Origin of the sequence: Pontibacter coccineus (assembly GCF_030546575.1) — a bacterium.
GTDB lineage: Bacteria > Bacteroidota > Bacteroidia > Cytophagales > Hymenobacteraceae > Pontibacter > Pontibacter coccineus.
Window position 1 is genome coordinate 151,282 of sequence record NZ_JAUOTN010000003.1, and the last position, 13,056, is coordinate 164,337.

The following is a 13,056-nucleotide window of genomic DNA, read 5'->3' on the forward strand; positions in this document are numbered from 1 at the left end:
CAAAATGAAAAAATTGTTCAAATTCGCTTTCGTAGCGTTCGCCCTGGTAGCTTTCACAGCTTGCAACACTGAAGAAACTGCAACTGAAACTGAAGCTGTTGAAACTGAAGTAACTACTGAAGAAGAAGTTGTTACTGAGGAAGTTGAAGCTGACTCTACTGTTGAGACTACAACTGTTGAGACTGACTCTACTGTAACTGTACAGTAATCAATAGCAGAACTACGGATTATACCTTATAGTTCTAAACACATAAGAAGGCCCTGCAGCAATGCAGGGCCTTCTTATTTTTTATGCTGCTTAGTAGACTCAACGTAGGTTTGGGGTGATTAAGCGTCGCCTTCAGGGAGTTTATGCTGCCGACCTAAAGCCTTACACCCCGATAGCCGCAAACTTCTAACTCGCGTCCCCGCTTGTGGACTCAACAGGGCTTCTCCTCAGAGCCCGATAAGTCGGACACTAACGCTTTGCTTTCCTACGGCGCTCCATTTCTTTGCTGATCAGGCCAAACTCGCGGCTGCTCTGGCCGGCGATAGCTGTGTTCTCGTTGGCGCGGCGCAGCAGGTATGGCATCACCGACTCCACCGGACCGTAAGGCACGTACTTCGCTACATTATAACCGGCATTGGCCAGGTTGTAAGATAAATTGTCGCTCATGCCGAAAAGCTGGGCAAAGAACACGCGCTCGTCGTTGGGCGCTATACCTTTCTCCTCCATCAGTTCCATCAACAGGTAGCAGCTGGCTTCGTTGTGCGTGCCGGCGCAAAGCGAAATGCGGTCGATGTGCTCGATGCAGAAACGGAGGCCGTCGTTGTATAGTTTATCAGAAGCGGCTTTGGTCGGGTTGATCGGGCTTGGATAGCCTTGTTCCTCGGCACGCCTGCGCTCTTTTTCCATGTAAGCACCGCGCACAGGCTTTGCTCCGAGTATGTAGTTTTTGGCCACAGCGTTCTCATAGTCACGTGCCAGCGCGTCGAGGCGGTCGTGACGGTAGAGCTGGTAGGTGTTGTAAACGATGGCTTTCTTTTTGTTGTAGAGCTCCATCATATCGTAGGCCATTTTGTCAATCGTGTCCTGAAACCAGCTTTCCTCGGCATCCACAAACACACGCACATCGGCTTCGTAGCAGCGCTGACAAATGTCCTGTACCCGCTTCAGTCCACGCGCATAGGCGGCTTGCTCGTCAGCTGACAGTTTTTCTCCTGCCTGTACTTTCTCCAGTAAGGCTGTACTCATCAGGCCTGTCACCTTAAACACAGAAAAGGGGATGTTCTTGTTGCCACGCGCTTTCTCTACGGTGCGCAGAATTTCGTCCCGGGTATCATCGAAGCTTTTGTCCACTCCTTCGCCCTCTACCGAATAATCGAGGATGGTGCCGATGTTGTATTTGGCCAGCTCGCGGATGGCACGCTCCGATTCCCCGATCGTTTCGCCACCGCAGAAGTGGTTGAATATAGTTGGCTTGATGATAAACTTTACCGGCAGGTGTAGCTTGAGCGCGAAGTTGAGCAGGTTGCCCCCTACCTTCACAAAGGTGTTGCTGTTCATGGACTTGAACAACAGGTACATTTTATAAAGCTCAGCGTCGGACTTGGATGAAAAAGCGACGGCTGTATCGTCGAAAGAAACGTTGGTAACCGGGTTCATGTAATAGTGTTTTAATCGGCGCAAAGATAAGGTATGTGTCAACGTTATACACCATGGAAGTCTGGTACTTGAGGGATATTTTTGTGCTGTTTTTCGGAGTAAGCATTCCCTTAAACCAGATCAGCTGCATAACTGTTGTATTTGTCGTACCTTTGTAGGGACAATTGACACCGATGGATTTCAAAAATAAAGACACCTATTTCGCTGATCTGCTAGCTGAGCGGGGCAGGCCGCTGGTGATTGCCGGGCCTTGCAGCGCGGAGAGCGAACAGCAGGTGATGCAGACGGCCGAAGCCCTGAAAAAGCTGAATGTGCACCTCTTCCGGGCAGGCATCTGGAAGCCGCGCTCCCGTCCTAACACCTTTGAGGGGGTAGGTCTGCAGGGCCTGACATGGCTGGCCCGCGTAAAGCAGGAACTGGGTATGCGGGTAACGACGGAGGTGGCCACCGGTCGCCACGTGGAGGAAGCCCTGAAACAAGGTATAGATGTATTGTGGATCGGCGCCCGCACCACCGTAAACCCCTTTGCTGTGCAGGAAATAGCTGATGCGCTGAGCGGGGTGCAGATACCTGTGATGGTGAAAAATCCCGTGAACCCGGATCTGGCGCTTTGGATCGGAGCGATCGAGCGCATTTACCAGGCAGGTATAACCGATCTGGCCGCCATCCATCGTGGTTTCTCTTCGTACCAACCTTCCAAGTACCGTAATGCGCCGGTCTGGCAAATCCCAATCGAACTGAAAGCCCGTTTCCAGAATCTGCCCGTGATCGTGGACCCGAGCCACATTGGTGGTACCCGTGATCTGATCTACCCCTTGTCGCAGCGAGCGCTTGACATGGGCTGTGACGGTGTGATGATCGAAACGCACCCGAACCCGGCGGAGGCCCTGAGTGATGCGGAACAACAGGTAACCCCAGCCGCCCTGGCTGACATACTGAGCAAGCTGCAGGTGCGTAAAACGAATTACGACGATGCGGAACTGGTGAACCGGGCCGAAGAACTGCGCCTGAAGATCGACGCCGCCGACCACGACCTGATCGGGGCCTTGGCACAGCGCATGGCCTTGGTGGAGCAGATAGGGGAGTACAAAAAGCAAAACAACGTGCAGGTGCTGCAGCTGGAGCGCTGGAAGGAAATTTTCCGTACCCGTGCCGACTGGGCCGCCGAAGCAGGTATAAGCCCGGCCTTTGTGGAAGAGCTCTACAAGCTGATCCACGTCGAATCGATTCGCAAGCAGACCAGCATCATGCAGGCCGGAAATCCGGAAGCAAAACCTAATACCGAGCCGGAACAGGCCTCGTAAGCGTATACCTGAACTCTGGTTTAAAGCCGACGTTCTTACACTTATACCTGACGAAACAAATATCATCGTGACTGAAAGCATACACATCGGGCGGGACGTGCTGCCGCAGCTGAAAGCAGTGCTGCAAAACCTCGCCTTTTCGAAAATAGCCGTGCTGGTGGACGAGAACACCCTGCACCATTGCTATCCGCAGGTAAAGCCGCATTTGCCCGAACATGACATGATCCAGATACAGAGCGGTGAGGCGCATAAGACGCTGCAGACTTGCGAGCATATCTGGCAGCGCATGACGGAGCTCCACCTGGACCGCTGGTCGGTGCTGGTGAACCTGGGAGGCGGCGTGATCGGCGACATGGGCGGTTTCTGTGCGGCCACCTTTAAGCGCGGAATGTACTTTGTGCAAGTGCCTACTACACTTTTGGCGCAAGTGGATGCCAGCGTGGGCGGCAAAACAGGTATAGACTTCCACGGACTCAAGAACCACATCGGGGTTTACAAAGAGCCGAAGGCTGTCATCATCGACCCGGGTTTTCTGGATACGCTACCACAGCGCCAACTCAAGTCGGGTTATGCCGAAATCATCAAACACTGGCTGATCGCCGATGCGGCCGCCTTTGAGGAGCAACGCCACATCGGGCTTTTTACCGAAGATTGGGATGCGCTAATCCGCCATTCAGTAGGTATAAAGTCGGCTGTGGTGGAGGCTGATCCGCTGGAGGGCGGTTACCGCAAGGTGCTTAACTTCGGCCATACCGTGGGCCACGCCGTAGAAAGCTACCTGATGGAGCAGCCCGGCCGCGAGCTCTTGCATGGCGAGGCCATTGCCGTTGGGATGCTGTGCGAGGCCTACCTTTCTGTGAAGAAAGAGTTGCTCACCAAGCGCGAGCTGGACCAGATCGAGACTTTTATGGTGTCGATCTATGAAAAGGTAAAAATCACCGAAGAAGATATTCAAAGCATGGCCAAACTGGCTTTGCAGGACAAAAAAAACACGCACTCTACCATCAACTGTACGCTGTTGCAAGGTATAGGCAAGGCCGTTTGGGACCAGCCTGTTACTCTGCCAGAGATACAGGAGTCTTTGCGCTACTACCAGCTACTATGACAAAAACCGTTACTCTTTCGCACCCTACAGGTATACTGAAAGGTCGTGTACAATTACCAGCCTCCAAAAGCGAGGCGAATCGCGCCTTGATCATCGCCGCACTGGCAGGCGGTGAATCCGAACTGCAGAACCTTTCGGAGGCCAACGATACGCAACTCCTGCAAAGGCTCCTGAAAAGTGATGCTGATACGATAGACGCCGAGGATGCCGGCACGGTCATGCGCTTTCTGACGGCCTATTATGCCGTGACCGGTCAGCAAAAAACACTGACCGGCACCGAACGCATGTGCCAGCGACCAATCAAGGTGCTCGTAGAGGCACTGCAGGACCTGGGCGCTGGTATAGCCTACCTTGGGGAGGCGGGTTATCCGCCCCTCCAGATCAGCGGGTTTAAAGGCAGCGGCAAAAAGCACCTGAAAGTGCGCAGCGACATCAGCAGTCAGTACATTTCGGCTTTGTTGATGGTGGCGCCTTTGCTGCCCGAAGGATTGGAGCTGGAACTGGAAGGTAAGATCAGCTCACGCCCATACATCGAAATGACCTTGGCTTTGATGCAGCATTTTGGGGTAGAGGCCAGCTTTGAGGGAAATACTATCAAAGTGCCGCATCAAAAATACCAGCCCGCCACTTTTGCAGTAGAATCGGACTGGTCGGCGGCCAGCTACTGGTATAGCATGGCGGCTCTGGCCAAAGAAGCGGATATTACCTTGCTGGGGCTGCGCGAGTCTTCCCATCAGGGCGATAAAGCCATCGTAGACATCATGCGCCGGTTGGGTGTGCATACCGAGTTTAAACCGGATGGAGTTCGCCTCACTAAGAAACATGCTGAGAAACGAGTATCCTTTGATTTCAGCAACTGCCCGGATCTGGCGCAGACCATCGTGGCCCTGTGTGCCGCTTCTGGTGTAGCCGTTGAGATGAACGGACTAGAGAGCCTGCGCATCAAAGAAACAGACCGCATTCAGGCTTTGCAGATTGAAGTTTTAAGCATGGGCGCTTCACTGGACGAACGAACGCCCGGTATTTTTCAGATGAACCCGACACTGATGATTAACCGGGAGCTGAATTTCAGGACCTACCAGGACCACCGCATGGCCATGGCGTTTGCCCCCATCGCTTTGCTGCAGCCTGTTCAGATTCAGGAGCCGGAAGTGGTGCGCAAGTCCTACCCGCGGTTTTGGGAAGATCTGGAGAAAATGGGGTTTGAGGTAGTGGTGAATGAATAATAATTAATGAATAGCGATTGATGGGAAAGCGGTATTTGTATGGGGACGCCGGTCTGATTGAGATCCTATTGCCACAGCTTGAGTTGATGGAGACTTCTGCTGGTGGCTATGCTTCCGTTTACAAAGATCCGCTTACCAATTCCTTTTGGCTGAAATACTATGCTACTGCTGCCACAGAAGGGGGAGGATACCTCACGCTCGTGCGGCTTCCGGCCCCTTCCACTGAAAAGCTAATAGACATTGCCATTCGCACGCTTTTCGAAGACGAGGCGGTGGCTGCCGTTTTGCGCTTGCTCGACGAAGAGGCAATTGAGAAAAAAGAGTTTCGCGAATTATTGATCGGGAAACTGGAGGAGGCAGTTGAAAAAGGCGATCTGCAGCGCGACCGCGCCTTCCAAATTATCAAATTCTCCAACCTGGCTGACCCGATGAACAAACGGGAAGTGGTAGGGAAAGACAGTGCAGATGTAAAGGCTGATGCTACCTATTTTGCAGGTATAGCCGAGCGGGCTGAACGGTTGCTGAAGCGCCTTTCTTAGTGCGCTATACCTTGTCCGATTTCCTGTACAACCTGCTGCAAATAGGCCGGTGCCTGTAGCAAGCGACTGCCATACCAGCTGAACATCTCCCCGTCCACTACTTTGATGACGGCCCTCGGGCACATTTCCTGAAACTCGGCAAAGTACTTTTCCTGAAAGGGGTAGGGCTCCGATGACAGCAAAATCAGCTTGGACGCAGCAGTCTGTAATTGCTCTGGGGAGATTTCCGGGTAGCGGGGCTGATCGGCAAAAATATTGGAGAACCCGCAGCGCTGCAGCAGGTGGTCGATGAAGTTGTTGTTGCCCACGGCCATGTAAGGTTTGCGCCAGATAAAGTAGGCGGTAGGTATAGCAGGATGCATGGGTTGCAGCTTTTGAAAACCAGCGGCTATACCTTGTGCCAATTCCTGCGCCCTAGACTCCGTTCCGGTCAACTGGCCAACCTGCCTAATCATCTCCAGCGCATCTTCCAAGGTATAGATATCGCTCATCCAGACCGGGTAATTTTTCTGCAGACTAGCTATACCTTCTTCATAGTTCTCTTCCTTGTTCCCAATAATCAGGTCGGGCTGAAGTTCATCGATGAGTTCCAGTTTAAAGTTCTTCGTGCCGCCGATCATGGTCTTTTGCTTTACTTTCTCACTCGGGTGAATGCAAAACTTTGTGACACCGACAATACGATCATCAAGTCCCAGGTCAAAAAGGAGTTCAGTCTGCGAGGGCACCAGTGACACGATGCGCTGCGGCAAGTGCGGCAATGTGACCTGACGACCCATTTGATCGGTGAAGGTATAGGGGAAGCGCATAGTCAAAAGTAAACAATTAGGGATGGCTTTAAAACAAAAAACCACACAAGCCGCTCAGGGCTGTGTGGTTTCTCTCGGGCTAAAAGCGATTTCTATTTCAGGTAACGGAAGTCCTGTTGGTCCTCGATTTTTAGCAGTGTTTCGTATATAAGTTTCGTCACGTTCTCCACGTCGTCTTTGTGCACGGTCTCTACAGTCGTGTGCATGTACTTCAGCGGCAGGGAAATCAAAGCCGAGGCTACACCCGCGTTAGAGTATGCAAACGCATCGGTGTCGGTTCCGGTTGCACGTGAAACAGCGGAGCGCTGGAACGGAATCTCTTTTTCCTGAGCCGTATTGATGATCAGATCACGCAGGTTGTTCTGCACAGCCGGACCGTAGGCAATCACAGGGCCTTTGCCACAGTGGATGTCGCCGCTGTTCTTCTTGTCATACATCGGCGACTGCGTATCGTGCGTCACGTCTGTGATGATGGCCACGTTGGGGTTGATGCGGTGGGCAATCATCTCGGCTCCACGCAGACCGATCTCTTCCTGCACCGCATTCACGATATACAGGCCGAATGGCAGTTTGTGCTTGCGCTCATGGATCATGCGGGCCACCTCAGCGATCATGAAGCCACCTACGCGGTTATCGAGCGCGCGACCTACGTAGAACTTGTCGTTCATTACCGTAAACTCGTCCTCAAAAGTAGCCACGCAACCTACGTGTATACCCATTTTCTCTACCTCTTCGCGGTTGCTGGCGCCACAGTCCAGGAATACGGTTTCGATGGTAGGGGCTTTGTCATTCTCTACCTTGCGTACGTGTATGGCCGGCCATCCGAAAACAGCTTTCACGATGCCTTTGGAGGTATAGATATTCACTCTTTTGGAAGGAGCGATCAGGGCATCAGAGCCACCGTTGCGCTTCAGGTATAGGTAGCCTTCCGGCGTGATGTAGTTCACAAACCAGGAAATCTCATCGGCGTGCGCTTCGATCACCACCTTATACTCAGCCTCCGGGTTGATCACACCCACCACCGTGCCATAAGTGTCTACAAAGTAGTCTTCAATGTAGGGCTTGATGTACTCCAACCATAGTTTCTGGCCTTCCGACTCGAAGCCGGTAGGAGAGGAGTTATTCAGGTATTTTTCTAGAAAATCGAAAGATTCTTTTCTCATCAGTTTTTATCAGTAATGTATACACAATGGTTGTTAAACATAACGAGCATGTATAGCCAGATGTTCTATGGCCGCACATGCTCGTCGTTCAATCCAATTAAAGCGGAATATTCCCGTGCTTCTTGCGGGGCAGTGTCACCGCCTTGTTCTCCAGCATTTTGAAGGCTTTGATCAGCTTGGCGCGTGTCTCGCCTGGCATAATCACCTCGTCGATAAAGCCACGGTGCGCAGCGCGGTATGGTGTCGCGAACTTGTCTTTGTACTCCTGCACCTTCTCGGCCAGTTTCGCAGCCGGGTCTTCGGCTTCAGCGATCTCACGTTTGAAAATGATCTCAGCAGCACCCTGTGCTCCCATCACCGCGATTTCGGCCGTTGGCCAAGCGTAGTTCATATCAGCACCGATGTGCTTGGAGTTCATCACATCATAAGCACCGCCGTACGCCTTGCGGGTAATCACGGTGATACGCGGTACAGTCGCCTCACAGAAGGCATAGAGCAACTTGGCACCGTTCGTGATGATGCCACGCCACTCCTGATCGGTGCCTGGCAGGAAGCCCGGAACGTCTTCCAATACCAGCAGCGGTACATTAAAGCAGTCGCAGAAGCGCACGAAGCGGGCAGCTTTGGTGCTGGCGTTGATGTCGAGCACGCCGGCCAGTACGGCTGGCTGGTTGCCCACGATGCCAATGCTGCGGCCTCCCAGACGGGCAAAACCCACCACGATGTTCTCACCGAAGTTCTTGTGGACCTCAAAGAAAGAATCCGCGTCAATGATGCCCTCGATCACCTCACGCATGTCGTACGGCTGGTTCGGGTTTTCAGGTAAAATGTTGTCGAGCACAGCGCGGGTTTCGTCCGCTTTTTCCTCGTAAGGTATAGACGGTGGCAACTCCTCGCAGTTCTGCGGCACGTAGCTCAACAGGGTCTTGATGTAGTTGATACACTCCACTTCGTTAGCGCAGGAAAAGTGCGTCACACCGCTCTTGGAGCTGTGCGTGCTGGCCCCGCCCAGTTCTTCAGACGTAACGTTCTCGTGCGTTACCGTTTTCACCACGTTCGGGCCCGTCACGAACATGTAAGACGTGTCTTCTACCATCATGATGAAGTCGGTGATGGCAGGGGAGTATACCGCACCACCCGCACATGGTCCCATGATAGCCGAGATTTGAGGGATAACGCCAGAGGCCAGGGTGTTGCGGTAGAAGATGTCGGCATAGCCACCCAGCGATACCACGCCTTCCTGGATGCGGGCACCGCCGGAGTCGTTCAGACCGATGACAGGGGCGCCGTTCTTCATGGCCAGCTCCATGATCTTCACAATCTTCTCGGCATGGGTTTCAGAAAGTGAACCACCCAAAACGGTGAAGTCCTGCGAGAAAACGTATACCAGACGTCCGTTGATGGTGCCGTAACCGGTCACCACACCGTCGCCCAGGTAGTACTGCTTGTCCAGACCGAAGTCTTTGGAGCGGTGCATTACAAACTTGCCGATTTCCTCGAAAGAGTTCTCATCCATCAAAAGGTGAATGCGCTCGCGGGCCGTCAGTTTGCCTTTTTTGTGCTGTGCTTCTATTCTGTCCTGTCCGCCGCCTAGCAAGGCTTCGGCGTTTTTGCGCTCCAGCGTTTCTATCTGGCTCTGTCTGATTTCTCCTGCCATGAAAATGGGTATAGCTGTTTTATCTGATACGAATTGAATAATTGTCAAATTTAAAAACTATCAGCCGAAAACAGCTATAAACCAGACAAAAAATAAGGGCTGCCCTACATAGGACAGCCCTTATACCTTAGGTTTTATACCTTATTTGTCAGATTTATCACCGTCGCCGGACGACTTGGTTGGTTCGGTCTCTTCCTCTTCTCCGTCGTTGGCCATGCCTTTGTTCTTTTTGCCATTGCCTTTTTTCGACGCGAAAGTAAGTTTCTCTTCACCTTCCTTGTAGTCCACCATCATGGTGTCGCCCTGCGCTATCTCGGCTTTCAGTATCTCCTCCGCAATCGGGTCTTCGATATATTTCTGAATAGCACGGTTCAGCGGACGCGCACCATACTTCGGATCGTAGCCTTTCTCAGCCACGAAGTCCTTCGCTTTGCTGGTGAGCTCGATCTTGTAGCCCAGGGACTCGATGCGCTTGAACAGCTTGCCAAGCGACAGCTCGATGATCTTGTGCATGTCCTCACGACCAAGTGAGTTGAACACGATCACGTCATCCAGACGGTTGAGGAACTCTGGCGAGAACGTCTTCTTCAGAGCGCTTGCAATCGTGCCTTTCATAATCTCGTCCACGTTGTCCTGCTTGGTCTTAGACATGAAACCGATACCGGCTCCGAAGTCCTGCAGGTCGCGTGCACCGATGTTGGAGGTCATGATGATGATCGTGTTTCGGAAGTCCACCTTGCGGCCCAGACCATCCGTCAGGATACCATCGTCGAGCACCTGCAGGAGCAGGTTGTACACATCCGGGTGCGCTTTCTCGATCTCGTCGAGCAGTACCACCGAATAAGGCTTGCGGCGGATCTTCTCCGTCAGCTGACCACCTTCTTCGTAGCCCACATAGCCCGGAGGCGCTCCCACGAGGCGAGATACGCTGAATTTCTCCATGTACTCGCTCATGTCGATACGCACCAGCGCGTCGTCTTTGTCGAACAGGTAAGTGGCCAGCACTTTGGCGAGCTCCGTTTTACCTACACCAGTCGGGCCCAGGAACACGAACGAACCAATCGGCTTCTTCGGATCTTTCAAACCAACGCGCGTACGCTGAATGGCTTTCACCAATTGCTTAATGGCTTTTTCCTGACCAATCACTTTACCGCTCAGTTCATCGGCCATGTTCAACAGCTTCTGACCTTCGTTCTGGGCGATACGCTTCACCGGTATACCTGTCATCATGGCAATAACCTCTGCCACATTTTCCTCTTTTACCGAATAGCGCTTCTTCTTGGTCTCTTCTTCCCAGTTCTTTTTCGCTGTATCAAGCTGGTCAATCAGTTTTTTCTCTTTGTCGCGCAGTTGGGCAGCCTCTTCGTATTTCTGGCTCTTCACCACGCGGTTTTTCTCTACCTTGATGTTCTCAATCTGCTCTTCGAGCTTCAGGATATCATCCGGCACCACAATGTTGTTGATGTGCACGCGCGCACCGGCCTCGTCAAGCACGTCAATCGCCTTGTCTGGCAGGAAGCGGTCACTCATGTAACGGTCACTGAACTTTACGCAAGCCTCAATCGCTTTGTCGGTGTAGTTCACGTGGTGGTGATCCTGGTACTTATCCTTGATGTTGTGCAGGATCTCGATTGTCTCTTCCGGCGTGGTAGGGTCTACCATTACGATCTGGAAACGACGGGCCAGGGCACCATCTTTTTCAATATACTGGCGGTACTCGTCCAGTGTCGTTGCGCCGATGCATTGTATCTCGCCACGGGCAAGCGCAGGCTTGAACATGTTGGAGGCGTCCAGCGAACCGGAAGCGCCACCGGCACCCACAATCGTGTGCAACTCGTCAATGAACAGGATCACGTCCGGAGACTTCTCGAGCTCGTTCATCACGGCTTTCATACGCTCCTCAAACTGGCCACGGTATTTTGTACCGGCTACCAGCGAGGCCAGATCCAGGGTTACCACACGCTTGTTGAAAAGCACGCGGCTTACCTTTTTCTGCACAATGCGCAGGGCAAGTCCTTCAGCTATAGCTGTTTTACCTACACCCGGCTCACCGATCAGGATCGGGTTGTTCTTCTTGCGGCGGCTCAGTACCTGGGCCACGCGTTCGATTTCTTTTTCACGGCCCACAATCGGGTCGAGCTTGTCGTCTTCTGCCAGTTTGGTCAGGTCGCGACCAAAGTTGTCGAGCACCGGGGTGCGCGATTTTTCGCCGGGCTTCTTGCTCGAGCTGCTGCCAGCGCGTGAAGAAGAACCAAACAGTTTGTCAGAATCATCATTATCGTCTGTGTCAGACGAGGCCAGTGGATTATTGCTGTGATAATCCAAGGAGTCTCTTATCGCTTCGTAGTTCACGTTGAATTTCGCTAGGATTTGTGAAGAAATATTGTCCTCATCCCGAAGGATGGATAATAAGAGATGTTCAGTACCTATTATATCACTCTTGAAGATCTTGGCCTCCAGATAAGTAATTTTAAGCACCTTCTCAGTTTGCTTGGTAAGCGGGATGCTGCCGGTGATGTTGCTGTTCTGAGAAGCGGTGTTTCGTGTAGCCTGCTCCAAAGCGTACTTCAGTTCATCTATCGAAACGCCGAGCTTCTTCAGCAGGGCGATGGCAGTTCCTTCTCCTTCCCGGATCATGCCCAACACCAGATGCTCAGTGCCAATATAGTCATGTCCAAGACGGATAGCTTCCTCACGGCTGAGTGAGATCACCTCTTTCACTCTGTTCGAGAATTTAGCTTCCATGTATACTCTTTAAAAAAATGTAAAGGTCTAAAAATGTTGTAACTCGTTGAGGCTAACAGGAAAAGCCCCTGATTGTTAACAAGCCCGAGTCAGCAAAGGTTTAGTTTTGCCGGGGCATTATTGTAAGTAGGAAAGCGACTTCGGACCCTGTGTGAACAACAAGTCAATTATACTAAGGTCTTGTACAAATTGTTTGCCAAATACTTGTGTATAGGGTTGTACGTACAAGTTGTCAGGAATGATTTTAGGATGTATCCTATTTCTGAGATCGAGCACCCCCTCCGGTTGCGCTGTTTGAAAACTGTCTGTGAAGGCTATTGGCCGATCCAGTTTCAGAAATTTAAGATAAAGCCGCAATAAATCAACGTTCAGGTCAAATAAATATTTCGGCTGCCGCTCATATACGTCTTTCAGGTAGTCACTGTAAAATTCAAAATAAGGCGCCCGTCCGTAGGCCGCCTGTATCGTGCGCCAGTGCACGTTGTACCATTTCTGACTGTAGTCAATCTCGATCTCCGTGATCAGCGTCTTGTCCTTGCTGTTGCCCCGCAGCACCGGCACGCTCAGCGGCATCATGCCCTGCGCCGTGAGCACATGGCAACGGCTGCGGTAGCTCTGCTTTACGTAGTTTTCGTGATTTTCTATCAACAAACCATCCGCCCGCAGCGCCTGCGCGAAGTACTGGATGGGCGGGTGGTACATGGTTTCGGTTAGTAATAGCAAGCTATTATAGTTAAGAGTTAAAAGTTAATGTCGTATCAGGTAGAACGAATCAAATAGCAAGACTTCTCAGACAAAAGACTTTCCACACAGGTATAGCTCTTTTCTTAAAAGTCCATAGTCCATTATCAAGTGCTCTTTGAAGG

Annotated in this window: 11 protein-coding genes; 5 read left to right on the top strand and 6 right to left on the bottom strand. The window is 51.9% G+C overall.

Annotated elements, in window-relative coordinates; all coding sequences use genetic code 11:
• The first annotated feature begins 4 nt into the window (after positions 1–4).
• Positions 5–208, top strand: coding sequence for a hypothetical protein (locus tag Q4E40_RS07920; RefSeq protein ID WP_188502535.1), 204 nt, complete (start codon positions 5–7; stop codon positions 206–208).
• A gap of 249 nt (positions 209–457) precedes the next feature.
• Here the strand turns inward: Q4E40_RS07920 and Q4E40_RS07925 are convergent, their stop codons facing one another.
• A complete protein-coding gene (locus tag Q4E40_RS07925) occupies positions 458–1,645 on the bottom strand; it encodes a proline dehydrogenase family protein (protein ID WP_303411251.1) in 1,188 nt (395 codons plus the stop codon).
• Between the two features lie 173 nt (positions 1,646–1,818).
• Here Q4E40_RS07925 and Q4E40_RS07930 point away from each other — a divergent pair, with 173 nt between their 5' ends.
• The 4 genes from Q4E40_RS07930 (at position 1,819) to Q4E40_RS07945 (ending at position 5,819) form a co-directional block, all read left to right on the top strand.
• A complete protein-coding gene (locus Q4E40_RS07930) occupies positions 1,819–2,949 on the top strand; it encodes a bifunctional 3-deoxy-7-phosphoheptulonate synthase/chorismate mutase type II (protein ID WP_303411252.1) in 1,131 nt (376 codons plus the stop codon).
• A gap of 67 nt (positions 2,950–3,016) precedes the next feature.
• Positions 3,017–4,054: a 3-dehydroquinate synthase gene (aroB, locus tag Q4E40_RS07935; protein WP_303411253.1), complete on the top strand. Its 1,038-nt coding sequence runs from the start codon at positions 3,017–3,019 to the stop codon at positions 4,052–4,054.
• The gene (gene aroA, locus Q4E40_RS07940; protein ID WP_303411254.1) at positions 4,051–5,280 is read left to right on the top strand and encodes a 3-phosphoshikimate 1-carboxyvinyltransferase; all 1,230 of its coding nucleotides are present in this window, start codon (positions 4,051–4,053) and stop codon (positions 5,278–5,280) included. Before aroB ends, aroA begins: the two co-directional genes overlap by 4 nt.
• A gap of 20 nt (positions 5,281–5,300) precedes the next feature.
• Positions 5,301–5,819: a hypothetical protein gene (locus tag Q4E40_RS07945; RefSeq protein WP_303411255.1), complete on the top strand. Its 519-nt coding sequence runs from the start codon at positions 5,301–5,303 to the stop codon at positions 5,817–5,819.
• Here Q4E40_RS07945 and Q4E40_RS07950 read toward each other — a convergent pair.
• From Q4E40_RS07950 to Q4E40_RS07970, 5 genes are all read right to left on the bottom strand, one after another.
• Positions 5,816–6,625: an ABC transporter substrate-binding protein gene (locus Q4E40_RS07950; protein WP_303411256.1), complete on the bottom strand. Its 810-nt coding sequence runs from the start codon at positions 6,623–6,625 to the stop codon at positions 5,816–5,818. The two genes, Q4E40_RS07945 and Q4E40_RS07950, sit on opposite strands and share 4 nt — an antisense overlap.
• A gap of 92 nt (positions 6,626–6,717) precedes the next feature.
• On the bottom strand, positions 6,718–7,788 hold the full coding sequence (locus tag Q4E40_RS07955; RefSeq protein WP_303411257.1) for a M42 family metallopeptidase: 1,071 nt from the start codon (positions 7,786–7,788) through the stop codon (positions 6,718–6,720).
• A 97-nt stretch (positions 7,789–7,885) separates the two neighbouring features.
• A complete protein-coding gene (locus Q4E40_RS07960; protein WP_303411258.1) occupies positions 7,886–9,445 on the bottom strand; it encodes an acyl-CoA carboxylase subunit beta in 1,560 nt (519 codons plus the stop codon).
• Positions 9,446–9,586: 141 nt separating this feature from the next.
• Positions 9,587–12,190, bottom strand: coding sequence for an ATP-dependent Clp protease ATP-binding subunit (locus tag Q4E40_RS07965; protein WP_303411259.1), 2,604 nt, complete (start codon positions 12,188–12,190; stop codon positions 9,587–9,589).
• Positions 12,191–12,307: 117 nt separating this feature from the next.
• Positions 12,308–12,913 (bottom strand): WbqC family protein, encoded by a 606-nt coding sequence (locus tag Q4E40_RS07970; RefSeq protein WP_303411261.1) that lies wholly within the window; start codon positions 12,911–12,913, stop codon positions 12,308–12,310.
• Positions 12,914–13,056 lie beyond the last annotated feature (143 nt).

What these genes read in the sequence shown, in the direction of transcription:
- Q4E40_RS07920 (WP_188502535.1), top strand. Translation starts at nt 5, where the DNA reads ATGAAAAAATTGTTCAAATTCGCTTTCGTAGCGTTCGCCCTGGTAGCT.
- Q4E40_RS07925 (WP_303411251.1), bottom strand. Translation starts at nt 1,645, where the DNA reads ATGAACCCGGTTACCAACGTTTCTTTCGACGATACAGCCGTCGCTTTT.
- Q4E40_RS07930 (WP_303411252.1), top strand. Translation starts at nt 1,819, where the DNA reads ATGGATTTCAAAAATAAAGACACCTATTTCGCTGATCTGCTAGCTGAG.
- aroA (WP_303411254.1), top strand. Translation starts at nt 4,051, where the DNA reads ATGACAAAAACCGTTACTCTTTCGCACCCTACAGGTATACTGAAAGGT.
- Q4E40_RS07945 (WP_303411255.1), top strand. Translation starts at nt 5,301, where the DNA reads ATGGGAAAGCGGTATTTGTATGGGGACGCCGGTCTGATTGAGATCCTA.
- Q4E40_RS07950 (WP_303411256.1), bottom strand. Translation starts at nt 6,625, where the DNA reads ATGCGCTTCCCCTATACCTTCACCGATCAAATGGGTCGTCAGGTCACA.
- Q4E40_RS07955 (WP_303411257.1), bottom strand. Translation starts at nt 7,788, where the DNA reads ATGAGAAAAGAATCTTTCGATTTTCTAGAAAAATACCTGAATAACTCC.
- Q4E40_RS07960 (WP_303411258.1), bottom strand. Translation starts at nt 9,445, where the DNA reads ATGGCAGGAGAAATCAGACAGAGCCAGATAGAAACGCTGGAGCGCAAA.
- Q4E40_RS07965 (WP_303411259.1), bottom strand. Translation starts at nt 12,190, where the DNA reads ATGGAAGCTAAATTCTCGAACAGAGTGAAAGAGGTGATCTCACTCAGC.